Origin of the sequence: Pseudomonas sp. LS1212, assembly GCF_024741815.1 — a bacterium.
Taxonomy (GTDB): Bacteria; Pseudomonadota; Gammaproteobacteria; order Pseudomonadales; family Pseudomonadaceae; genus Aquipseudomonas.
Map to the genome: position 1 here is coordinate 1,746,417 of NZ_CP102951.1, position 22,148 is coordinate 1,768,564.

21 protein-coding genes and 1 other RNA gene are annotated in these 22,148 nt (G+C 60.5%); 20 read left to right on the forward strand and 2 right to left on the reverse strand.

Annotated elements, in window-relative coordinates:
• Positions 1–3: 3 nt before the first annotated feature.
• From zipA to istB, 6 genes are all read left to right on the forward strand, one after another.
• Positions 4–849 (forward strand): cell division protein ZipA, encoded by an 846-nt coding sequence (gene zipA, locus NVV94_RS08160; protein ID WP_258446693.1) that lies wholly within the window; start codon positions 4–6, stop codon positions 847–849.
• A 184-nt stretch (positions 850–1,033) separates the two neighbouring features.
• Positions 1,034–3,391, forward strand: a complete 2,358-nt coding sequence (gene ligA / locus NVV94_RS08165; RefSeq protein ID WP_258446694.1) for an NAD-dependent DNA ligase LigA — start codon at positions 1,034–1,036, stop codon at positions 3,389–3,391.
• 151 nt (positions 3,392–3,542) lie between these two features.
• The gene (locus tag NVV94_RS08170; RefSeq protein WP_258446695.1) at positions 3,543–4,706 is read left to right on the forward strand and encodes a putative zinc-binding metallopeptidase; all 1,164 of its coding nucleotides are present in this window, start codon (positions 3,543–3,545) and stop codon (positions 4,704–4,706) included.
• Between the two features lie 165 nt (positions 4,707–4,871).
• An RNA gene (ffs, locus tag NVV94_RS08175) (signal recognition particle sRNA small type) lies at positions 4,872–4,968 on the forward strand.
• An 818-nt stretch (positions 4,969–5,786) separates the two neighbouring features.
• Positions 5,787–7,301: an IS21 family transposase gene (gene istA, locus NVV94_RS08180; RefSeq protein ID WP_258443136.1), complete on the forward strand. Its 1,515-nt coding sequence runs from the start codon at positions 5,787–5,789 to the stop codon at positions 7,299–7,301.
• Positions 7,302–7,318: 17 nt separating this feature from the next.
• On the forward strand, positions 7,319–8,074 hold the full coding sequence (gene istB, locus NVV94_RS08185; RefSeq protein ID WP_258443137.1) for an IS21-like element helper ATPase IstB: 756 nt from the start codon (positions 7,319–7,321) through the stop codon (positions 8,072–8,074).
• Positions 8,075–8,419: 345 nt separating this feature from the next.
• Here the strand turns inward: istB and NVV94_RS08190 are convergent, their stop codons facing one another.
• Positions 8,420–9,052 carry a LexA family transcriptional regulator gene (locus NVV94_RS08190; protein ID WP_258446696.1) on the reverse strand — a complete coding sequence of 211 codons (633 nt, stop codon included), beginning with the start codon at positions 9,050–9,052 and terminating at the stop codon, positions 8,420–8,422.
• A 126-nt stretch (positions 9,053–9,178) separates the two neighbouring features.
• Between NVV94_RS08190 and NVV94_RS08195 the strand changes: the two genes are divergently transcribed.
• From NVV94_RS08195 to NVV94_RS08230, 8 genes are all read left to right on the forward strand, one after another.
• A complete protein-coding gene (locus tag NVV94_RS08195) occupies positions 9,179–9,373 on the forward strand; it encodes a hypothetical protein (RefSeq protein ID WP_258446697.1) in 195 nt (64 codons plus the stop codon).
• Between the two features lie 230 nt (positions 9,374–9,603).
• Entirely contained in the window at positions 9,604–10,092 is a 489-nt protein-coding gene (locus NVV94_RS08200; protein WP_258446698.1) for a phage regulatory CII family protein, read from the forward strand.
• Positions 10,085–10,288, forward strand: a complete 204-nt coding sequence (locus NVV94_RS08205; RefSeq protein ID WP_258446699.1) for a TraR/DksA C4-type zinc finger protein — start codon at positions 10,085–10,087, stop codon at positions 10,286–10,288. Before NVV94_RS08200 ends, NVV94_RS08205 begins: the two co-directional genes overlap by 8 nt.
• A complete protein-coding gene (locus tag NVV94_RS08210; protein WP_258446700.1) occupies positions 10,285–13,059 on the forward strand; it encodes a bifunctional DNA primase/polymerase in 2,775 nt (924 codons plus the stop codon). The genes NVV94_RS08205 and NVV94_RS08210 overlap by 4 nt, the downstream gene beginning before the upstream one ends.
• Positions 13,060–13,386: 327 nt before the next feature.
• Entirely contained in the window at positions 13,387–13,884 is a 498-nt protein-coding gene (locus NVV94_RS08215) for a hypothetical protein (RefSeq protein WP_258446701.1), read from the forward strand.
• Positions 13,885–14,087: 203 nt separating this feature from the next.
• The gene (locus tag NVV94_RS08220; protein WP_258446702.1) at positions 14,088–14,435 is read left to right on the forward strand and encodes a phage holin family protein; all 348 of its coding nucleotides are present in this window, start codon (positions 14,088–14,090) and stop codon (positions 14,433–14,435) included.
• Between the two features lie 169 nt (positions 14,436–14,604).
• Positions 14,605–15,174, forward strand: coding sequence for a terminase small subunit (locus NVV94_RS08225; RefSeq protein WP_258446703.1), 570 nt, complete (start codon positions 14,605–14,607; stop codon positions 15,172–15,174).
• Between the two features lie 4 nt (positions 15,175–15,178).
• Positions 15,179–17,200, forward strand: a complete 2,022-nt coding sequence (locus NVV94_RS08230; RefSeq protein WP_258446704.1) for a phage terminase large subunit family protein — start codon at positions 15,179–15,181, stop codon at positions 17,198–17,200.
• 1 nt (position 17,201) lies between these two features.
• Here NVV94_RS08230 and NVV94_RS08235 read toward each other — a convergent pair whose 3' ends face one another.
• Positions 17,202–17,642 carry a hypothetical protein gene (locus NVV94_RS08235; RefSeq protein ID WP_258446705.1) on the reverse strand — a complete coding sequence of 147 codons (441 nt, stop codon included), beginning with the start codon at positions 17,640–17,642 and terminating at the stop codon, positions 17,202–17,204.
• Between NVV94_RS08235 and NVV94_RS08240 the strand changes: the two genes are divergently transcribed.
• From NVV94_RS08240 to NVV94_RS08265, 6 genes are all read left to right on the forward strand, one after another.
• Positions 17,641–17,883 carry a hypothetical protein gene (locus NVV94_RS08240; RefSeq protein WP_258446706.1) on the forward strand — a complete coding sequence of 81 codons (243 nt, stop codon included), beginning with the start codon at positions 17,641–17,643 and terminating at the stop codon, positions 17,881–17,883. The genes NVV94_RS08235 and NVV94_RS08240 overlap by 2 nt on opposite strands.
• 40 nt (positions 17,884–17,923) lie before the next feature.
• Positions 17,924–18,130: a phage head-tail joining protein gene (locus NVV94_RS08245; protein ID WP_258446707.1), complete on the forward strand. Its 207-nt coding sequence runs from the start codon at positions 17,924–17,926 to the stop codon at positions 18,128–18,130.
• Positions 18,127–19,608: a phage portal protein gene (locus NVV94_RS08250; RefSeq protein WP_258446708.1), complete on the forward strand. Its 1,482-nt coding sequence runs from the start codon at positions 18,127–18,129 to the stop codon at positions 19,606–19,608. Before NVV94_RS08245 ends, NVV94_RS08250 begins: the two co-directional genes overlap by 4 nt.
• Complete coding sequence (locus NVV94_RS08255) at positions 19,605–20,744, forward strand: head maturation protease, ClpP-related (RefSeq protein ID WP_258446709.1); 1,140 nt, start codon at positions 19,605–19,607, stop codon at positions 20,742–20,744. Before NVV94_RS08250 ends, NVV94_RS08255 begins: the two co-directional genes overlap by 4 nt.
• A 2-nt stretch (positions 20,745–20,746) precedes the next feature.
• Positions 20,747–21,094, forward strand: coding sequence for a head decoration protein (locus NVV94_RS08260; RefSeq protein ID WP_258446710.1), 348 nt, complete (start codon positions 20,747–20,749; stop codon positions 21,092–21,094).
• A 62-nt stretch (positions 21,095–21,156) separates the two neighbouring features.
• The gene (locus NVV94_RS08265) at positions 21,157–22,146 is read left to right on the forward strand and encodes a major capsid protein (RefSeq protein WP_258446711.1); all 990 of its coding nucleotides are present in this window, start codon (positions 21,157–21,159) and stop codon (positions 22,144–22,146) included.
• Positions 22,147–22,148: the final 2 nt, after the last annotated feature.

The following is a 22,148-nucleotide window of genomic DNA, read 5'->3' on the forward strand; positions in this document are numbered from 1 at the left end:
TACATGGAAATCGGTCTGCGCGAGTGGCTGATCGTCATCGGCATTATTGTCATTGCCGGTATTCTTTTCGATGGCTGGCGCCGCATGCGTGGCGGCAAGGGCAAGTTGAAGTTCAGGCTGGACCGCAGCTTCTCCAACCTGCCGGACGACGAGCCCAGCAGTGCTGAAGTGCTCGGCCCGCCGCGCGTGCTGGACGAGCACAGGGAGCCGCAACTGGACGAGCACGACCTGCCGTCCATGAGTGCGCCCATGCGCGAAAACGGCAAGCGGGGCAAGCGCACCGCCGAGCCTGCGCAGGGTGACATGAACCTGAAGCTCGACCTGGATGAACCAGGCTTCACCAGCCGTGACGGCGACTTCCCGGACGAAACCCGGTCGGCCAGCTTCAGCGCGAGCGAAGGCAAGGAACTGCCGCCGGTCGAGGAAGTGCTGGTCATCAGCGTGATCTCCCGCGATGAAGGCGGCTTCAAGGGCCCGGCGCTGCTGCAGAACATCCTGGAAAGCGGCCTGCGTTTCGGTGAGATGGACATTTTCCACCGTCACGAAAGCATGGCCGGCAATGGCGAAGTGCTGTTCTCCATGGCCAATGCGGTCAAGCCAGGGGTGTTCGACCTGGATGACATCGACCATTTCAGCACCCGCGCAGTGAGCTTCTTCCTCGGCCTGCCGGGGCCGCGTCATCCCAAGCAGGCCTTCGACGTCATGGTGGCCGCCGCCCGCAAGCTGGCCCATGAGCTCAATGGCGAGCTCAAGGACGATCAACGCAGCGTGATGACCGCCCAGACCATCGAACACTACCGTCAGCGCATTGTCGAATTTGAACGCCGCGCCTTGACGCATAAACGCTAGGCTTTGGATTCAGAGTGAGCCCGAATCGCGGGCAAGCCCGCTCCTACAGGGGGTATGTGCAAACCCTTGGGAAAACTGGCTTCTGTGGGAGCTGGCTTGCCAGCGATTGGAGCGCCACGAACTCCAGAGAATAAACACAGAGAGCAGCCTCGGCTGCTCTTTTGCTTTGCAAGAGAACACCGAAATGAATGCGGACGAAGCCAGAATCCTAAAGCTACGAGCTGAGCTAAGGGACTATAACCACTATTATCATGTGCTGGATGCTCCAAAGGTCCCGGATGCCGAGTACGACAGGCTTTTCCGCGAGCTTAGGAATTTGGAGGAGCTTCATCCAGAGTTGGTTACCAGTGACTCTCCGACGCAACGGGTTGGTAGCGCAGCCCTGTTCGCATTTAGTCAGGTGCGTCATGCAGTCCCGATGCTCAGCCTTGGAAACGCTTTTGAAGAGTCTGAGTTGTTCGAATTTAATCGAAGGGTAATCGAAGGCCTGGACCTGCCTGCCGGCGACCTGTTCGGCGGCGGGCAGTCCATCGAGTACACCTGCGAACCCAAGCTCGACGGCCTGGCGGTCAGCCTGCTGTACCGCGATGGCCTGCTGGTGCAGGGCGCCACCCGTGGCGACGGCACCACGGGGGAAGACATCAGTGTGAATGTGCGCACCGTGCGCAATATTCCCCTCAAGCTCAATGGCAGTGGTTGGCCGGCGGTGCTGGAAGTGCGCGGCGAAGTGTTCATGTCCAAGGCCGGTTTCGAACGGCTGAACGCTACGCAGATGGAAGTCGGTGGCAAGACCTTCGCCAACCCGCGCAACGCGGCGGCCGGCAGCCTGCGTCAGCTGGACTCGAAGATCACCGCCAGCCGCCCGCTGGAGTTCTGTTGCTACGGCCTGGGCCAGGTCTCGGCAAACATTGCCGACACCCATATCGGCAACCTCGAGCAACTCAAGGCCTGGGGCCTGCCCATCAGCCGCGAACTGAAGCTGGCCAACGGGATTGATCAGTGCCTGGAGTACTACCGCGACATTGGTGTGCGGCGTAATGACCTGGCGTATGAAATCGATGGCGTGGTGTTCAAGGTCAACAGCCTGGCCTACCAGCGTGAGCTGGGCTTTCGTGCCCGCGAGCCACGTTGGGCGATTGCCCACAAATTCCCGGCGATGGAAGAGCTCACCGAGCTGCTCGACGTGGAGTTCCAGGTCGGCCGTACCGGTGCGGTCACGCCCGTGGCGCGGCTCAAGCCGGTCAAGGTCGCGGGCGTCACCGTGGCCAACGCCACGCTGCACAACATGGACGAAGTGGCGCGCCTGGGCCTGATGATCGGCGACACGGTGATCATCCGTCGTGCCGGTGATGTGATCCCGCAAGTGATGCAGGTAGTCCTCGAACGGCGCCCGGACAATGCCCGCCCGGTGCATATCCCCGAGCAATGCCCGGTGTGTGGTTCGCAGGTCGAGCGCACGCAACTGGTCAAGCGCAGCAAGGGCAAGGAAACCGTCAGCGAAGGTGCCGTGTACCGTTGCGTTGGCCGGCTGGCCTGCGCGGCGCAACTCAAGCAGGCGATCATTCACTTCGTTTCGCGGCGCGCCATGGACATCGAAGGGCTGGGCGAGAAGAGCGTCGAACAGTTGGTCGACGAGGGCCTGGTGTCGTCGCCGGCCGACCTCTACACCCTGGGCTTCGAGCAGATCGTCGACCTGGAAGGCTTTGCCGAGCTGTCGAGCAAGAACCTGCTCGAGGCCATCGAAGACAGCAAGCGGCCGACGCTGGCGCGCTTCATCTACGCGCTGGGCATCCCTGACGTGGGCGAGGAGACGGCCAAGGTGCTGGCGCGCTCGCTGGGGGGGCTGGAGCGGATCATGGCGGCCTTGCCGCAAGTGTTGACCTACCTGCCGGATATTGGTCTGGAGGTGGCTTCGGAGATTCACGCGTTCTTCGAGGACGAGCATAACCGCACGGTCATCGCGCAATTGCTCGAACGTGGTTTGCAGTTGCAGGATCAAGGCGAGTTACATCCCGAATTCGCCGCCAGCACCAGCCTGGCCGGCATGATCGCCAAGCTGGACATCCCTTCGGTCGGCCCCACTGGCGCAGAAAAGCTGGTGGCCCGGCTCGAAACGCTGGACAAGATCATCGCCGCCGACGGCATCGACCTGCGCCAGGCGCTCACGATCAAGCAGGCTACGGCTGTGCGCGAATTTTTCAGCGTTGCGGAAAATGCCGAACGGGCGAGGGCGGTCGAAGCGCAATTGCGTGAGTTCGGCATGCACTGGGGCAGCGAGAAAAAGCTGGTCGAAGGCCTGCCGCTGGCCGGTCAGACCTGGGTGCTCACCGGCTCGCTCGAGCGCATGAGCCGCGATGTCGCCAAGGACAAGCTCGAAAGTCTCGGGGCGAAGGTGGCAGGCTCGGTCTCGGCCAAGACCCACTGCGTGGTCGCAGGGCCTGGCGCCGGTTCGAAGCTGACCAAGGCCAATGAGCTGGGTCTTGAGGTCCTGGACGAAGACGCGTTCATCGCCTTTCTGAATAAGCAGGGTATCGAAGCCTGAGTTGTAGCCGCTGCCGCAGGCTGCGCTGAGGTCCGCAGGACCTCCAGGAATGTCGAAACCTTGCGCCCGCGTTGCAGGCGAGCGTCGCAGCGGCGCACCGAGCCTGCGGCAGCGGCAAGGTCCGTCGTTGCACCAAAGAAGGGAGTTCGACATGTACCGTCTTTTTGAACAGCTCAGTTCCAGACTCGCCGCCCCATTCATCAGCCAGGACAGCCGCCAGGGCAAGGTCTGGCAATGCCAGTGCGGTCAGTCGGTCTTCTTTCGCAATAGCCAGTGCCTGGCCTGTGGCTCGGCGTTGGGCTATTGGCCGGGGCAGAACGTGCTTTCGTCATTGCAGCCAGGTGCCGAGCCGGGCACCTGGGGGCTGACTTCGGATCCGCAGGCCGGGGTATTCCATCGCTGCGCCAATCTCGACACACCGGCGGCCTGCAATTGGCTGGTGTCGGCCCGGGCGCAGGATCCTCACTGCATCGCCTGCAGCCTGAACCGCACCATCCCGGATCTCTCGATCCCGGAAAACCATGAGCGCTGGCGCAAGGTCGAGACGGCCAAGCGTCGCCTGGTCGCGCAGTTGCTGAATCTCGGGCTATCGGTGATTTCCAGGTCCGAGGATGAAGAGGCCGGCCTGGCTTTCGACTTCATCGGTGTCGACCTGGAAGGCAAGACGCCTGTTACGGGGCACGCCAATGGCCTGATCACCCTGGATATCAAGGAAGCGGACGACGCTCATCGAGAAAAGATCCGGCAGCAGATGCATGAGCCTTATCGGGCGCTGCTTGGGCATTTTCGTCATGAAGTGGGGCACTACTATTGGGATCGGCTGGTTGCCGGAACCCCCTGGCTGGACGAGTTCAGGGGGCTGTTCGGCGACGAGCGTGCCAGCTATGCGCAAGCGCTCGAGCGCCATTACGCCGAGGGCGCGCCGCTCGATTGGTCGAGCCGGCATGTCAGTGCCTATGCGACCATGCACCCCTGGGAAGACTGGGCAGAAACCTGGGCTCACTACCTGCACATGATGGATGCGGTCGATACCGCGCTGGGGTTCGGCATGAGTTCCCGTTCTCTGGAGCTCGATTACCTCCCCTTCGATTCGCAGAGTCTGTATCGGCCCGAGTATGCCGGTGGCGTTGAGTTCCTGTCATTCGTCAATGCCTGGATCGAGCTTTCCGGCATGCTCAACGAGCTGTCGCGCAGCATGGGCCAGCCCGATTTCTACCCCTTTGTACTGTCGGCCCCGATAATCGCCAAACTGCATTTCATCCACCTGGTCATCCAGCAGGCCGGCGGCCGCGCCGATCAATGGGTGAACCTCTGACGAAGCGGTTCTTCCAGGTTCGGTGCTTTCTGCCCGCCGTTTCATGCCGCGTGCCCAAGTGCTTGAGCGCTCAGCATTTTTTATTGTGATCCAGAGGTTGTAACTTCGCGCAGGACCGGTACAATGGCGCGGCTCGCCGACTGGTGAGCCGCGTTATGGTGACCCCATCGGTCCCCCCGCAACGATCAGCCGTGAACCCGGTCAGGCCTGGAAGGGAGCAGCCGCAGCGGTGACATTGTGTGCCGGGGTGTGGCTGGTGGGGTCGCCACCTATCTCTAAATCCTTGATTCTACAAGGATTTCTCAGTCAAAAATCTCGAAGTGTGACAGCGTTTAGGTACACCTAAGTGGTGCACTGTGCTGTGCATTCTAGCGCCTGAAATCCTTGCCTCCAAGCTCCTAGGTGCCGCTCTGCTCCGCTGATTGGGCATTTACTTGTTTCGCTTTTAATCAATGGCCCACGGTTCCAGTTAGTCTGGGCGCTATGGGCGCAGCATGCCTCCCGATGGTTGTAGCGGGTAAATTGGTTGCGGTCATAAACATCCCGCAGCTGGGTTATGGTGCCCGGAAAGACTCTCGGAGTGGGCCGTCGGTTCGGCACAGGCGTGACATCGTTGCATATCACGGCGGCGTAGTGGGGCTGGCAATCGATCAAGGAGCTGCGGGCACTGCCGATATAGAGCCATCAAGACATCGTCGCAGGTGATCGATGTCCGTTGGTGGGAAACGTTTGAGTGAGTAAGCTGCTAAGAAATTACGCTGTCTTTCTGTTATGTCTGGTGTTGCCGGGTTGCTCCAGTTTTTTTTCCGGCAGTCGTGAAGTACCGATTTCCGAAGAGCAGAAAACCAGGCTTTATAATCTTGGAAAAATGTCCCCTGTCATATTGCCGTCGGTCAATGTGCGGATTCCGCGGCCATCCGGCCACCTATTCCACGATGATCCGGCCACCCATTCCACGCGCATCCGGCCACTGATTCCACAGCCATCCGGCCACCCTTCAGGCAGGCAGCCACGCAGGATTAATTCACTACCATCGACCTCTTTTTTCGAAGCAGAGAGGTCGTCGTGGAGCGTTTATCCATGCGTAAGATTCGAGAAGTTCTGCGCCTCAAGTTTGAGGTGCGTCTATCTGCTCGCCAGATCGCGGTCAGCTTGCAAGTGGGGCGAGCCACTATCGGTGACTACCTCAATCGCTTTGCTGCCTGCGGGCTGACTTGGCCCTCTGCGCTGACCGACGCCGAATTGGAACGTCAGTTGTTTCCGCCTGCGCCGACCATCCCCAGTGAGCAGCGTCCGATGCCTGACTGGGCATGGGCTCACGCCGAACTGCGCCGCCCCGGCGTCACCCTGGCTCTGCTTTGGCAAGAGTACCGGCTCAGCCACCCGCAAGGCTTCCAATACAGTTGGTTCTGCGAGCACTACCGGCTCTGGGCCGCCAAGGTCGACGTGGCCATGCGCCAGGAACATCGCGCCGGCGAAAAGCTGTTCGTCGACTATGCCGGCCAGACCGTGCCGGTCATTGACCGGCACACCGGCGAAATCCGCCAGGCCCAGGTCTTCGTCGCTGTCCTCGGCGCCTCCAGCTACACCTTTGCCGAGGCCACCTGGTCGCAGCAACTGCCCGATTGGCTGGGCTCGCACGCCCGCTGCCTCGCGTTTCTCGGTGGAGCGCCCGAGATCCTGGTGCCGGATAATTTGCGCAGCGGCGTCACCAAAGCGCATCGCTACGAACCGGACATCAACCCCAGCTATCGCGATCTGGCCGAGCATTACGGGGTCGCCGTGTTGCCCGCTCGCGCCCGCAAGCCCAAGGACAAGGCCAAGGTCGAAGTCGGCGTGCAGGTGGTCGAACGCTGGATCCTCGCGGCCTTGCGCAACCGCCAGTTCTTCTCGCTGGGCGAACTCAACACCGCAATCGGCGTGCTGCTGGAGCGACTGAATCAACGACCCTTCAATAAGCTGCCCGGCTCGCGCCGCTCGGCCTTCGAGGCGCTCGACCAACCCGCGCTGCAACCCCTGCCGGAACAGCCCTATGTCTACGCCGAATGGAAAAAGGTGCGGGCGCACATCGACTACCACGTCGAAGTCGACGGCCATTACTACTCGGTACCGTACCAACTGGTGAAGCACCAACTCGAAGTGCGCCTGACCGCACAGACCGTCGAGTGCTTCCACGCCAACCAGCGCGTGGCCAGCCATGTGCGATCGCCGCACAAAGGTCGCCACACCACCCAAACCGAGCACATGCCCAAGAGCCACCGCGAACATGCCGAGTGGACGCCGCAACGGCTGATCCGCTGGGCAGAGCAGACCGGGCCAAACACCGCGGGTGTCATCGCCCACATCCTCGAGCGCCGAATCCATCCGCAGCACGGCTTCCGTGCTTGCCTGGGCATCCTGCGCCTGGGCAAACAGCACGGTGAAGAACGGCTGGAAGCCGCTTGCCAGCGCGCCCTGGCGCTGGGCGCATGCAGTTACAAGAGCCTCGAATCGATCCTGCGCCAAGGGCTGGAGCGGCTACCGCTGGCCCAGCAGAACCTGCCGCTGTTGCCCGATGAACACATCAACCTGCGCGGCCCCGGCTACTACCACTGACCTGAAGGAATACGCCCATGCTCCCCAATCCCACCCTGGACAAGCTACAAACCCTGCGCCTGCACGGCATGCTCAAGGCGCTGAGCGAGCAACACGCAACGCCCGACATCAACAGCCTCAGCTTCGATGAGCGCCTGGGGCTGATGGTCGATCGCGAGCTGACCGAACGTGAAGATGCGCGCCTGAGCACTCGCCTCAAAGCCGCCCGACTGCGCCACAACGCCTGCCTGGAAGACATCGATTACCGCAGCCCGCGTGGGCTGGACAAGTCCCTGATCCTGCAACTGGGCAGCGGCCAATGGCTGCGCGACGGCCTGAACCTGATCATCGGCGGCCCCACCGGCGTGGGCAAAACCTGGCTGGCCTGCGCACTGGCCCACAAGGCCTGCCGGGACGGCTACAGCGTGCGCTATCTGCGCCTGCCGCGCTTGATGGAAGAACTGGGTCTGGCCCACGGCGACGGTCGCTTCGCCAAACTGATGGCCGGTTATGCCAAGACCGATCTGATCATTCTGGACGACTGGGGAGTGGCGGCGTTTACCGCTGCGCAACGGCGCGACATGTTGGAGCTGCTGGACGACCGCTACGGGCACCGCTCGACACTGGTGACCAGCCAGATGCCGGTAGACAAATGGCATGAACTGATCGGCGATCCGACCTTGGCCGACGCCATCCTCGACCGGCTGGTGCATAACGCTTACCGCATCGAACTCAAGGGTGAATCGATGCGCAGGCGCTCGATGAAATTGACTGCAACAGGGACTTCAGACTAACAATGCAAACCTGCGTCGCTGCGCTCCGACTGCCCGGCCGGATGGCCGTGGAACAGGTGGCCGGATGTGCGTGGAATGCCCGGCCGGATAAGCGTGGAATGAGTGGCCGGATGGCGTGGAATCCGCAGGCGAGACGATGATTTGCAGGCCGGTACGACGTTGGAAAGCCTCAACGGTGGCGCGGCGGCTACAGGTGGATGGGTGCAAATAGACTTTGCAGATCGGTTGGTGTTGTTTGGCTGGCATGCCTGGACCTCTGTGGTGAGAAGGTTGCGGGCCAGACAATACTTAAACGAATTTGCGAGGTCAATACCAATGCGTATTGATCGAATGAATGGTTAAGCGTTAAAAAATCTCGACTTTAGAAACAACCACGCCGCAGATAAGGGCGTCATCAGGGAATTCGATGATCGGATCGGGCCAGGATGGATTAAGAGGTTTGAGGAACTGACGCGGCCCTTCGATCACGAGCTGCTTGAACGTAGCTTCCCGGCTGTCCGCCAGTTTGGCAATAACGAGTGACCCGTTTTCATAGTCCTTCGCTGGATCGACGAAGATGATGTCGCCCTCCCTAAAGGATCTCCGTTCGTGCGGGTTGAACATTGACAGGCCTCTCACGCGGAGCGCGAAGGTCGCACTACTATGCGAAACGGCACAAGGAAGCCAGTTCTCTACATCTTGCAGCTCAAGCACTTCCTGCATTTCGCACCAGGCCCCTGCCTGCACCCATGAGATCAAAGGAACAAAGCCGCGAATTCTTGGGCCTAGTTCAACGTTCGAATTGGGGCCGGGAAGGATGTCGGGGGCTTCGCCCCCTTTCCAGAGCCATTCGGTCGTTACTCCAAGGGCTTTCGCGATTTTCTCGACGTTTGCCTGACGGGGGCTGGCTGAAACCCCAGTCAAGATCCTGTGAATGGTCGGTTGCGGCACCCCAGATTTCCTACCTAGCTCGCCTTCTGACCAGCCCAATTCGTGCATTCGTATTGCTACGCGGTTCCCTATCACGGTCTGTTGCTCTGATTCGTTAACGTATCGAAAGTGTATTGCCTCGGTCAATTCGTTTGGGTATTATAATTTCAATTCGATAACGCATCGGTGGGTGCAATGACCATTCAAGAGATGCTTCAAAAACTGATCGAGCTGGGTTTCTCGCAGCGAGCAATCGCTGATCGTGTTGGGACGACTCAGCCAACAATCTATCGGGCAACGAAAGGGGCGGCGGTTCGCTACGAGGTGGGCAAGGCTATCGAGCTTTTGTATGAAGAACAGATCAAGTCTTCTGGTCTCCGCCAGGAGTAAAGAATGCTGAGCTGGGCGCTCTCACCACAAGAACCTGCCCAGCTCAGCACAAGGTAGTGCATCGCACTGCCATTTCCCCGCCATTCGGTTCCCTCTCACCACAAGATTCACCGGATGACTAGAACGACATGCCGTGTCGCACAACACATTTGAACAGGCACATCGGTCGTGGTCGTAGGATAGGGCTTGCCCAATCCTATGGCTACACCGTTAATCGAGGTTTAACGGTTATGAGTCGTATCGATACATTACCGGGCATTGGCCTGGTCCTTTCCCTGCGGCAAGCGCTCTACCGCGCTGGTCGTGACTACCATGGCGGAATCACCCGCCTGGCCTTTGATATGGGCATCGACATTGATGCTCTCCAGAAGAAACTCAAACACGATGAGGAGCGCCGTTGGCTGTCGCCAGACGAGCTGGAGGAAGTCCTACAATGGACAGCCGACACGCGGGTGCTTGATGCCCTGTGCAGGGCGGCTGGAGTCGTTTGGTATCGCCCGGAGCCTGTTCCTGCGACCAATGAGGCGCTAAAAGCTGTCGGCAAGCTGCTCGAAGAGGCCGGCGAGTTCGTCAGCAGCATGCACGATGGCGCGGCGGACAATATCTGGGAGCTGCATGAAGTGCAGAATCTGGAACAGCGCGGTATGGACGTCATTCGGCAGGTGTTGGCCATCATGGCAGGCGCCCGTCAGGCCATGGAGGATCGTGCGAATGGCTGATGTTGCTGATCTGGCCAACGACCAGGCTGACTACTTCCTGCAGATATCATTGCAACGACAGTTGCGGGCTAATGCGAAGCCAAGCGCGCAGGTCTGCGAGGACTGCGACGAACCTATCCCAGTGCTGCGTCAGCAGTCGGTCGCAGGTTGTGAAACCTGCGTCAGTTGCCAAGAGCTGCGGGAGCGGCGTCGATGAGTGAGCACCAAGGACTGCCGACAGCTGCATGGGCGCGGCGCTACATCGAAACCTTCGGGCTTGCCCTGGTGCCGATTGAACCAGGCGAGAAAGGGCCAAAGGGCAATGGGTGGAACAAACCTGGTGGTTACATTACCGAGGCTGATGCTGCCGAAGCTTTCTGGCAGAAGAGACCATCGCACAACCTTGGGGTGGTTCTGGGGCCGAGCCGAGTCTGTTCGCTTGATGTCGATGACGTGGAACTGACCCGGCTTGTTCTGCAGCAGCTGTTGGGCATGGATCTGGACACCCTTGCAGATGCCTATCCGACCACAGTAGGAAACCCGGCGCGCTTTCGCGTCATGTTCCGCGTACCGGATGGTGTCGAACTGACTCGACACTCCCTGGTCTGGCCAAACAAGACCGACCCGGATGGGTCGATCCTCAAGGGCATCATGGCCCAGGTGAAGGCTGCGGTAGATGCTGGTGATGCCGCTCGGGAGGCCACTTTCCGAATGGCCGCCGAGCCCTTCAAAAAGATTACTGTGTTCGAGCTGCGGGGCGGCCTGGTGCAGGATGTCTTGCCACCCTCCATCCACCCTGGAACAAAGCGGCCGTATACCTGGCGCAACCCGCCATCGCCTGAGGGGCTGCCGGAACTTCCTCCTGAGTTGCTGAGCATTTGGCAGGGATGGGACGAATTCAAACCCGGTGCTGAAGCGGCTTGTCCATGGCTGCCCAAAACCTTGGCGCCGCCAGTATCCGCTGCGCCCAAACCACGGCCATCGGTAGAGCGTTTCGGTAAGGCGCTGCCCGAAGTGATTCCCGAGTTCAATCGTTGCTACGACTTGGCAACGCTGATCGAGGCGCATGGGTACAAGCGAGTCAATAACAAGTGGTTATGCCCACAGAGCAGCAGCGGTCTGCCCGGGGTGACAATCAGCGAGGGCAAGCTCTATTCGCACCACAGCTCTGACCCGCTGAACAACGGGCACAAGAATGATGCGTTCGATGTGTTCTGCATCCTCCAGCACAACGGCGATACGCGAGAAGCGACGAAGGCAGCTGCTCGCTTGTTGGGCTTGGACGCGAAGTCGCGTCCGCCGTCCCCGCCGCCCTTGGGCGAGCTTCCCCGAGCCCCATCGGGTAATGAGGCCGGGGGGCAGCCGGTCACGCTGGAAGAACTCGATCATCTGATTGCTGAAGACCTTCCCCGAACCCCATCGGAGGGGAGCTCGCCCAGCGTCGCCGGCTCCTGCGACACCGGGGGCGCGGGGGGCGAAGCCCTGCACATTGACAGCGCGATGCGCCGTTTCGCTCTGGTTGAGGGCACTACTCAGGTGTGGGACATGGATAAGGGGCGGCAGATGAAGCGCTCCGGGTTCGAGGCCCTGGTCGGTAAGGCTCTGGCGAAAGAGTGGATGGAGCGCACCAATAAGAAGTTGGTTGCTGCTGAGCAGGTGCAGGAGTTCGAGCAAGCTCGGCGCATGTCCACCAAAAAGGGCGGGGCATTGAAGCTCGAACCCATCGAGCGTTACGTCTACATCGACGGAACCAAGGACGTATGGGATCGCGAGAAGAAGCGGCGGATCGCCGAGGGTGCCGTCAAGATGGCCCTCGGCGATGCCTATTCGCTTTGGCTGAACAGTCCAAGCCGGCGGGTGGTGGATGTTGATCACATCGTGTTTGATCCGACCATGACCAAGGATCCCAGCACGTATATCAACACGTTTGAGGGGTTGCCACTGGAGCCGGTGCGGGATGACGCCGCGTGTGAAAACCTGGGCTGGCTGATTTCGTTCCTGTGTAACCACGACGCCGAAGCGTTGGATTGGCTGTTGAAGTGGCTTGCGTTCCCCTTGCAGCACATGGGGGCCAAGATGGATACGGCGGTGCTGTTCCACTCGACAATGGAGGGCTCGGGTAAAAGCCTGTTGTTCTCCGACGTGCTTGGCGAGCTGTATGGTCAGTATGCAGCCACGGTCGGGCAGTCCCAGTTGGAGGGGAGTTTCAATGCTTGGCAGAGTCGCAAGCTGTGGGCAGTTTTCGAGGAGGTTGTCAGCCGCGATCAGCGTTACAACCAGGTTGGCAAGATCAAGCACATGATCACTGGCAAGACTGTGCGTATGGAGTCGAAGTTTATCAATGGTTGGGAAGAGGCCAACCACATGAATGCCGCATTCCTTAGCAACGAGATCATGCCCTGGCCGATCAGTGAAGATGACCGTCGAATGTTGGTCATGTGGCCCTTGGAAACGCTGCCGGTCGAGCGCCAGAAGGCTATCGGTCGTGAGTTACTGAATGGTGGGGTGTCAGCCTTGTACGGGTGGCTCTTGAGCATCGACCTGGGCGAATTCAATCAGCGCACTCGACCTCCGAAAACTGAGGCTCGGCAGCGGCTGGTGGCGCTGAGCCGGACGGCATGGCAAACGTTCTTGCACTTGTGGCGGATCGGTGAACTTGGGCATGGTCTGTGGGGCTGCTGCTTGTCGACGGACGTGTATGCCATGTTTCTTGAATGGTGTTCGCGCAACAGAGAGCACTCGATGAGCCAGACGAAGTTCTCGTTAATGATCAGCGCGACGGTGGAGAAGACGCGGGCAATCCCCTGGACCGATGGCAATAACCGACGATTCGCGGCGTTCTTCTTCCCACCCGATGGTGATCCTTCCCTGCCCCCATCCACAAAGTCGGCCGAGCTGGGCACGTGCGTCGTCGAGTGGCGGGCTAGGGCGAAGCTTGCGGGCTGGAATGTCGATGGCTGGGACCATGTGAAGGGGCTGGCAGCATGAGTACGACCGTTAGCGTGTCGGGTGTGTTGGGTTTGTGTTGGGTCACTTCTATAGGCCAACACTCATACGGTCCGCAGTTTTCGCGGGTTGGCGGGAGTCCGTGGTGGGTGTGTTGGGTTTGCCTTCGCGCACGCGCAGGCGCGCAACTTTTGCTGGCAATCAACAACAGAAAAATAAATCCCATGCGAACCCTAAAAAACTCAACAAACCCAACACACTAAACACAGAAACCTTTAATGCTTTGAATTTATTCAGCTTTTCCTGTGTTGGGTTTGTGTTGGGTTTTGTAATTGTGTGTTGGGTAGCGTTTTATGGAGGGAGCCGGTGATGATGAAGGACATCGAAGGCCTGGAGCTGGCCGAGCGCCTGGTGCTGGTTGAGGGCTTGATGCGGCATTGGGCGGAGCAACGCGCCCGGCTCGGCCTGGAGGCCGGGTTGGGTAGCCAAATGGGCAGCATCATGGAGTGGAAAGGTGCCGCTCCGAGGGGCGGTACATCAGGTGCCCGAATCTTGCTGGGTGGTGCTGGTCTGGATCACTCTGCAGCAGAAGTCGACGCGGCTGTTGCCGAGTTGGGGCGCCGTGACAAGCGCGGTGCGGTCTTGGCAAAGCTTGCCGAGTTTCGTTACCTCTTCGGCGTGTCGATCCGGGAACAGATGCGCGAGGTTGGCCTGGCAGAAGATGCTGACCGAACCTACCGTAACTGGGTCAAAGCGATGCACTTGCAAATACTGTCGATCCTGATCGTCCGCTCCGGGCCTAACCGGCGCCATACCGTTCGTCGGTTCAATATGCGCCGAGCATGCGTCGAGGGTGCGCCGAAGTAGCGCCGAAGCGACGTACCGAAAATTGCCTCTTTTCGGTTTTTCCGGTCAGGGGTAAAAAGTCGCCACGATATGAAAAGTGCGCTTAGGCGCTTCCCCCATAAGCACTGTGCTGTGCAACCCGCCACGACCTGTCGGTGCATCGAGAACCCTGCCGCATGGCGGGGTTTTCTTTTTCCGGCGCCGTGCATTGCCATGAGGCTTACATGAACAGCGAGCAACAAGCTTTAGTCGAGATGCCACTCTGGATGGTGATCATCATGTCACTGGTCGGTGGGGTATCGGGTGAGATGTGGCGGGCGGATAAGGCGGGTGTCCGTGGCTGGGCTTTGGTCCGCAGGATCGTGCTGCGCTCGGGCGCCTGCATTGTGTGTGGTCTGTCCACCATCATGTTGCTCTATTCCGCTGGCATGTCGATCTGGTCGGCGGGCGCCTTCGGTTGCTTGACGGCAATGGCGGGCGCCGACGTGGCTATTGGCCTGTACGAGCGCTGGGCCGCCAAGCGGCTTGGAGTGTGCGAAGCCCCGCCAGCCGGGCGCGAGCCGGGTCTCTGATGCGGATGCACCGTCTCGGTGCGCCCGAGAGGGCGGGGACCCTGGGGTATATCCGGAGGTACGGGGTCGGAAACCCGCGGGACTTTGTTAGCAGCAGGTTCACCAGCTTAGTGAACTGCGGTGAACTGGTGAACACCCCGTATTCATTGGGTGAACTGGACATTTGATCATGACCGTATTGAGCAAATCAGAGTTTGCTGCGCGGCGTGGCTGGGCGAAATCCTACGTTTCCAAACTGGCCAAGCAGGATCGGCTGGTGCTGACCGAGGATGGCAAGGTCGATCTTGAAGCGACCGAGGCACTGCTGGCCGAGTCGTCGGACCCCAGCAAGTCAGCCGTAGCGGCCCGGCATGAGGAGGCTCGGGTTGAGCGAGATGTGCGCAGTCAACTCGCACCAGCCGCCGACACACCTGCGGTGCTGCAGACTGCTAAGGGCCCCGACTTCCAGAAAGCCCGGGCTCACCGAGAGTACTTCCTCGCCCAGCTGGCTGAGGCTGAATTCCACAAGGTCCAGGGCAACCTGGTCGAACGCGAAGCAGTGGCCAATGCGGCCTATACCGCTGGGCGAATGGTGCGCGACCTGATGTTCGGGTTGTCACCGCAACTGGCGCCGGAGCTAGCCGCGATGAGCGACCCCTGGCAAATCGAAAAACACCTGACCGGAGCCTTTCGCCGCGTCTTCGAGGATGCGGGCCGGATGACTACCGCCGATCTTGAACAAGCCATGACCCAGAGCTGAGCCTATGCCCACCGGATACGCAAACGGTGCCGAGGTGTACCGCGAAGCGTATTGCCGTGGGCTGCAGCCCGACCCTGAACTGTGGGTCGATGAATGGGCTGATGAATTCATGCGGATCCCGAGGGATACCGGTGCAGCCGAGCCCGGCCAATACCGCACGGCGCGGACCCCTTACGCACGCGAACCCATGCGCTGCCTGTCACCTGGTCACCCATGCAAGCGGGTGGTGACCATGGTGGCCTCGCAGCTGATGAAAACCCAGATCGCGCTGAACTGGATCGGCGCGCTGATCCACATGTCGCCGTCGAACATCCTGACCCTGCTGCCCAGCTTGAGCCTGGCCAAGCGTGTGTCGGCGCGGATCGGCAAGACCATCAAGGCGACCCCGGTTCTGCGCGAGCGTGTTGCCTCGCCGCGTTCGCGGGATTCGCGCAACACCATGGACACCAAGGAGTTCGAGGGCGGTTCGCTGTACGCGACCACAGCGGGCTCGGCGGCCAACTTGGCCGAACTGTCGGCCCGCTTCGTTTACGGCGATGAGGTCGACCGCTGGGATGTGGACGTGGACGAAGAGGGCGACCCGATCGAGCTGGCCGAGACTCGGGGCAGTACGTTCGGGCGCAATGCCAAGTTCTACTTTTCCAGCTCGCCAACGATCAAGGGCGCTTCGCGGATCGCCGACCTATTCGAGATCAGCGACCAGCGTTACTACTACGTGCCGTGCCCGACTTGTGGGCACATGCAAACCCTGGAGTGGGAGCGGCTGCTGTATTCGCCGGACTTTCGCACGGTGCATTACCAGTGTGCGGGTCCAGACTGCGACGTGCTGATCGAGGAACACCACAAGGGTGACATGCTGGCCCGTGGCGAATGGCGTTCCCACGCCGAGGGTGACGGCGAAACGGTCGGCTTTCACCTGAACGCGCTGTACGCACCACTCGGCTGGCAGGACTGGGCATCGCTGGCCAAGCAGTACGAGAAGGCCAGAAAAGCCCAGGACCGTGGTGACCTTGAGCCCATGCAGGTGTTTTACAACACGCGCTTGGCCAAGGTCTGGGACAGCGCTCAGGAGCAGACCAAGGCGGACGTGCTTCAGGCGCGGGCGCTGCAAGAAGACTTCGTGCTCGGCACTTTGGCTGTTGGCGTGCTCGCGCTGACCGCATCGGTCGACGTCCAGGCCAACCGTCTGGAAATGATGGTCACCGGCTGGGGTGTTGGCCTGGAGCGTTGGGTGGTCGATCACCAAGTGATCATGGGCGACCCGTCGGATGAGCGCACTTGGTCCGCCCTGGACGAAAAACTCAAAGAGCGCTATCGACACCCTTGCGGCGTTGGCCTGGCGATCCTGGCCACGGCGATCGACTCCGGCGGTCACCACACCCATGAGGTCTACCAGTTCTGCCGCGTACGGCGCTGGCGCAACATCTTTGCCGTGAAGGGCGCGAGCAAGTCGGGCAAACCGGTCATTGCTCAGCGGCCATCGCTGGTCGACGTGACCTGGAAAGGTCAGACCGAGCGCAACGGTGCCGAACTGTGGATTGTCGGTACCGACACGGCCAAGGACTGGATCTACAACCGCTACGCCTTTGAGACAGGACCGGGGGCACTGCACTTCGCCAAGGACTTGCCGGAGGACTTCTTCCCGCAATGCGTGGCCGAGCGCAAGGTTGCCCGTTATGTGAAGGGCTACAAGCGGATTGAGTGGGTCAAGGGCAAGGCCGACCGCAACGAAGCGCTCGACCTGATGGTGTATGGCTTGGCCATGGCGTACTACCTGGGCCTGCATCGCTACGGCGAGCACGACTGGGATCGGCTGCGCCAAGCCCTGGCCCAGGCCAGCCTGTTCGACGACGCGGATCAGACCAAAGCGGTGGTCGCCGAGCGCTTGCCCGACGATGAGCCGGAACAACAGCCGCCCCGGATCTTGCAACCGGGGGCCACTTCGGCGGCCCAACCGGTCGCTCGTCCTGCGCCGCAGCCCATGCAGCGGCGCAGCTCCAGCAGCGGCTACTTGAAGAGACGCTGAGTCAGGAACTCAGTCCGAACACGGGGCTGATGATCCGTGCACCAATGCCAAGGGCTTGGCCAACTAGGCCTCTGAACGCTTCACGGCCTTCCTCTTTGGCGGTGTTCGCAAGTTGTTCACCGATTGAAGCTTTCGAGCTGACGCTGTCTGGAATTGCTTTCAGCGCTTCCAGCCCTTTGGCAGTCAGCACAGCATCTTCAACTCGTATGAAGCCATGTGTCGAGCCTGCCATATAGCCAGCATCAATCAGCCATTGCGCAGTCGCGATGAAAAACTCTGCGTTCGAAGACGGAAGCTCCATTCCGTGCCTTTCATCGAACTCCATAGCGACATCAACGAATGACTCTGCCATCAAGTATTTGGGGATGGGAAAACTTTGGTACAGCGCGGCAAAAATCTTGCCAGTGATGTCGTCGAACATCTCAATATTGGAGACAGCCATGTCACAAAACTCCGAGTCAAAAATAGATAATGTCAAGGCATCTGCCGAGCTGCAGGGTGAACTGCGACGGGTGATAGCGGACCAGCTTACCGGAAGGATGGACTGGGTCCGAGCACGCACCTACTGGGCCCTGCGGCTACCAGGTATGCCAACCGATGAATTGGCGGAAGCGCTGGCCCACGTTCTGGCAGGCGGTAGTTTCCGTCAGGAAATCAATTCACGGAATCAGAACTTTCTCTGACTTCGTGTCGTGTGCAGCATAGTTCTGCGAGAGATCCCCCATGGCTTATACCCAGAAGCACCTTGACGCGGTCGAGCGGGCGATTGCGCGTGGTGAAAAAGTCGTGCGCTATACCGACCGCACGGTCGAATACCGCTCGATTGATGAACTGTTGAAGGCCCGCGATGTGATCCGCACCAGCCTGACTGAGGCAGCTGGACCCCGTTCCCGCGTGGTGCGGATCTACCATGGAGGCAAAGGACTGTGAGCGGGCGCTATCTCACATTGTCGCGTTCTGGTCTCTTGGTCCCTGAACGGATCAAGGCCAGTTATGAGGGGGCTGCTGAAGGACGCCGGTCGTCCAGCTGGGATGCGCCGGATACAGGTGCTAACAGCCTGATCATGCCGGCCCTGCGTAACCTGCGCTCGCGGTCGCGGGCTGCAGTTCGCAACGACCCCTATGCTGCCAACGCGATCGATCGGCGAGTCAGCAACCTGATCGGTACCGGCATCACCCCTCAGCCGCGACTGGCAGACAAGGCCCTGCGCACGCTGATGCAAGAGCTGTGGGAGGACTGGGTTGATGAGTCGGACGCTGACCAGCTGACCGACTTTTACGGCCTGCAGGCCCTGGTGGCACGCACCGTCGAACAGTCCGGCGAATGCTTCATCCGCTTGCGGCCACGCCGTCAGGAGGATGGCCTGGCAGTGCCACTGCAGCTGCAGTGTCTGGCGCCGGAATTTGTCCCGCATGACAAGTTCGAGGTGACCAAGACCGGCAACGTCATCCGCGCCGGAATCGAGTTCAACAGCCTCGGGCAGCGGGTGGCGTACTGGTGTTATCGCACCCACCCGAGCGACATGGTCGCGCTCAGTGCGGGCTACAACATGCTGGTGCGGATCCCGGCCAATCAGATGCTGCACATCTTCGAGCCCCTGGAGCCCGGCCAGCTTCGTGGTGTGCCACGCCTTGCACCGGTGCTCAAGCGCTTGCGCAGCCTCGACAACTACGACGACGCGGTGCTGTTTCGCCAGGAGGTGGCCAACCTCTTCGCTGGCTTCATCCGCAAACCGGCGGCAGAAGGCCCGCCGATGCTCGATCCCGTGACCGGTGCGCCTATCAAGGTCGGCAGCGATGGCTTTACCCCAATGGTGGCCCTTGAGCCGGGGACCATGCAGGAGCTACTGCCAGGTGAAGAGGTGGAATTCTCCACGCCACCTGATGGCGGCAACAACTACCCCGACTTCATGCGTCAGCAACTAATGGCCGCTGCGGCCGGGGCAGGTCTGCCATATGAGCTGATGACCGGCGACATGCGCGATGTAAACGACCGGGCAATCCGTGTGGTGCTCAACGAGTTTCGCCGTCGCCTGGAGCAGCTCCAGTTCGCGGTATACGTCCACCAGCTGTGCCGCCCGGTACGTGCTGCCTGGATGGATCTGGCGGTGCTGTCCGGTGCGCTGGCGCTGGACGATTACGGACAACGGCGCCGCGAGTACCTGCGCACCCGGTGGGTTCCGCAGGGTTGGGCATACATCCATCCGGTTCAGGACGTGCAATCGAAAGTCATGGAGATCAACGCAGGGTTGGCCTCACGCAGTGAGATGTGTCTGCGCTCCGGTACCGACGCCGAGATTGTGGACGCCGAGAACGCCGCAGATGCGGCTCGGGCCCGTGACTTGGGCCTGAACTACAGCACCTTGTCGGCCATCGATGAGGATCCCGACGAGAAGGAGAAACCATGAAACCGCTGATGCCGTTTCGTATCTACAACAAGGCCAAGGCCACGCTACCGGTCGAGGATGAACATTGGTACCGGATCAAGGCTGAGGTCCAAGCCGATCAGACCGTTATCGAGATTTACATCTATGGCGAGATCGGGGGCTGGGGCATCACTGCCAACCAGTTCATCCAGGACCTGAAGGCGCTTGATGACGGCGTGTCACCGGTGGTGGCCGCCTTCAATACCAACGGCGGCGACCTGTTCGACGGCCTGGCCATCCACAACGCACTGAAGCGACTGGGGGAGCGTTGCACATCCCGAATCGATGCTCTGGCGGCCAGCGCTGGAAGTGTGGCCGCTTGCGGCGCGCACCGCGTCGTCATGGCCTCGAACTCCATGCTGATGATTCACAACCCCTGGACCTGGACGTCGGGCGATGCCGAGGATCTGCGCCGGGTTGCGGATGTGTTGGACCAGACCTTGGAGGCCATCATTGCCACTTACAAGGCCAAGGCGCCGGACATCGATGACGCTGAGCTACGGCGTATGGTCAACGATGAAACCTGGCTGACCGCCCAGGAAGCACTGGCCCTGGGGCTGGCAGATGAGATTGGCAGCGGCGTCGAGGTCAAAGCCTGCCTAGGACAGGGCGCGACGATGAAGCGCTACCGTAATACGCCGAAAGCGCTGCTCGACCAGCTGCAGGATGTGCAGCCGGCGCCGTCTGCACAGGACGACTTGCCCGCCCAAGTCGATCCGCCCGAACCCGCCGTCACCGACTCGGCCAAGCTCGCGCTGATGATCACTCAGGCGTGCGGCAAAGCGGGTATCAGCAACCTGGTCGAGCCGTTGATTGATTCGACCAAGCTGGCGGACGAAGCCACGGTGCAGGCCGCGTTGACTCGTGCCAAAACGGTGCGCGACCTGTGTGTCGCGGCGCGCTTGCCGGAGCTGGCCGTCGAGTATGTCCAGGCCGGGCTCGATGCGCCTGCAGTACGTGCCCGCCTGTTCGACAAGCTGGTCGGCTCGGGCAAGGGCTTTGAGATCGACAACAGCTTGCCCTCGGCCGATGACGAGCCGGAGAAGGTCAAGGCCCACCTACCCAATCCCAGCACCATTTGGTCTGCCCGTCGGCAGGCAACCCGTAAAGGAGCATGATCATGAGCAACATCCACCGCGAGCCGGTTCACGCCGGGGAGTTTCTGCTGTCCGAAGGTTCGGGAAAGATCTCTCGCGAAGCGATCAACGTGGTAGCAGGCCCAGCCCTGCTGGCCGGTCAAGTACTCGGTATGGTGACCGCCACGGGCGAGTTCGCACCTTACAACCCTGTGGCTGAGGATGGCAGCGAGAACGCCGCCTGCATTCTGTTCTCCTCGATCGGAGAGTCCGAAGTGGTACGTCGCGGGCGAGCAGTAGTGCGCTTGGCTGAGGTCAGTGAAAACTTGCTGACAGGACTGGACCTGGACGCCGAAAAGGCCTTGGCGACGCACTTCATCATCGTTCGCTGACCCTTCTGTAATTCATTCTCGACCCCGCCCTGAGCGGGGTTTCTACTTTCTGGAGTACACCCATGGCTGATATCGCCATTTTTGAAGACGATGCCTTCGGCGTTGCTGCATTGACTGCGGCCATCAACGAGCAAGAGTTTGTGCCAGGTCGTCTGGCCAGTCTCGGCTTGTTCGAAGAGGAGGGCGTGACCACTCTCACCGTGCAGATCGAGAAAGACGGCGACAAGCTGGCCCTGGTGCCAGCAGGCGAGCGCGGTACTTCTGGGCTGGTGGTCGGCGGCAGCAAGCGCATCCTGCTGCCGTTTAACACCGTCCACCTGCCGGAGCGCTTCACCATCAGGGCTGACGAGATCCAGGGCATCCGGGCCTTCGGTACTCAGACCGAGCTGCAGGCCGTTCAGGATGTTGTCAACAAACGCCTGGATAAGGCGCGTCGCCAGTTGGACGCGACCCACGAGTTTCACCGCGCACTGAACGGCAAGGTGCTCGATGCTGATGGAAGTACAGTGTTGCTGGATATCTATGAGCGCTTCGGTGTTCAGCGACAAACCCTGTCAATGGGCCTGAATGACCCTCAAGCCAACGTGCAAGTGCAGTGCGTGGAAGCACTGGACATGCAAGAAGATGCACTCGGCAACGTCACTACCACGTCTTCGCGTGCGTTCTGTGGCAAGACGTTCTGGAAGAAACTGATCGCCCATCCCTCGGTGGTCGAAACCTACAAGGGCAGCCAGCAGGCAGCAGCCTTGCGTGGTGATGGTCGTGAAGCCTTCGAGTTCGGTGGCATTACCTGGGAGCGCTACCGTGGCAAGGTTGCGGGCATCGCATTTATCGCCGATGACGCAGCACGGCTGGTACCGGAAGGCGTTCCTGAAATGTTCCTGTCGGCGTATGCGCCGGCTGACTACATGGAAACCGTCAACACCCAAGGCCTGCCGTACTACAGCAAGCTGGAGCCGCTGCCATTCGGTAAAGGGGTCGCCGGTGAAGCCCAGTCCAACCCATTGCACATCTGCACCCGACCTCGCGCCATCATCCAGCTGAGTCTCTAATC

Coding starts and splice junctions, on each gene's coding strand:
- zipA (WP_258446693.1), top strand. CDS start 4: ATGGAAATCGGTCTGCGCGAGTGGCTGATCGTCATCGGCATTATTGTC.
- ligA (WP_258446694.1), top strand. CDS start 1,034: ATGAATGCGGACGAAGCCAGAATCCTAAAGCTACGAGCTGAGCTAAGG.
- NVV94_RS08170 (WP_258446695.1), top strand. CDS start 3,543: ATGTACCGTCTTTTTGAACAGCTCAGTTCCAGACTCGCCGCCCCATTC.
- istA (WP_258443136.1), top strand. CDS start 5,787: ATGCGTAAGATTCGAGAAGTTCTGCGCCTCAAGTTTGAGGTGCGTCTA.
- istB (WP_258443137.1), top strand. CDS start 7,319: ATGCTCCCCAATCCCACCCTGGACAAGCTACAAACCCTGCGCCTGCAC.
- NVV94_RS08190 (WP_258446696.1), bottom strand. CDS start 9,052: ATGCACGAATTGGGCTGGTCAGAAGGCGAGCTAGGTAGGAAATCTGGG.
- NVV94_RS08195 (WP_258446697.1), top strand. CDS start 9,179: ATGACCATTCAAGAGATGCTTCAAAAACTGATCGAGCTGGGTTTCTCG.
- NVV94_RS08200 (WP_258446698.1), top strand. CDS start 9,604: ATGAGTCGTATCGATACATTACCGGGCATTGGCCTGGTCCTTTCCCTG.
- NVV94_RS08205 (WP_258446699.1), top strand. CDS start 10,085: ATGGCTGATGTTGCTGATCTGGCCAACGACCAGGCTGACTACTTCCTG.
- NVV94_RS08210 (WP_258446700.1), top strand. CDS start 10,285: ATGAGTGAGCACCAAGGACTGCCGACAGCTGCATGGGCGCGGCGCTAC.
- NVV94_RS08215 (WP_258446701.1), top strand. CDS start 13,387: ATGATGAAGGACATCGAAGGCCTGGAGCTGGCCGAGCGCCTGGTGCTG.
- NVV94_RS08220 (WP_258446702.1), top strand. CDS start 14,088: ATGAACAGCGAGCAACAAGCTTTAGTCGAGATGCCACTCTGGATGGTG.
- NVV94_RS08225 (WP_258446703.1), top strand. CDS start 14,605: ATGACCGTATTGAGCAAATCAGAGTTTGCTGCGCGGCGTGGCTGGGCG.
- NVV94_RS08230 (WP_258446704.1), top strand. CDS start 15,179: ATGCCCACCGGATACGCAAACGGTGCCGAGGTGTACCGCGAAGCGTAT.
- NVV94_RS08240 (WP_258446706.1), top strand. CDS start 17,641: ATGTCACAAAACTCCGAGTCAAAAATAGATAATGTCAAGGCATCTGCC.
- NVV94_RS08235 (WP_258446705.1), bottom strand. CDS start 17,642: ATGGCTGTCTCCAATATTGAGATGTTCGACGACATCACTGGCAAGATT.
- NVV94_RS08245 (WP_258446707.1), top strand. CDS start 17,924: ATGGCTTATACCCAGAAGCACCTTGACGCGGTCGAGCGGGCGATTGCG.
- NVV94_RS08255 (WP_258446709.1), top strand. CDS start 19,605: ATGAAACCGCTGATGCCGTTTCGTATCTACAACAAGGCCAAGGCCACG.
- NVV94_RS08260 (WP_258446710.1), top strand. CDS start 20,747: ATGAGCAACATCCACCGCGAGCCGGTTCACGCCGGGGAGTTTCTGCTG.
- NVV94_RS08265 (WP_258446711.1), top strand. CDS start 21,157: ATGGCTGATATCGCCATTTTTGAAGACGATGCCTTCGGCGTTGCTGCA.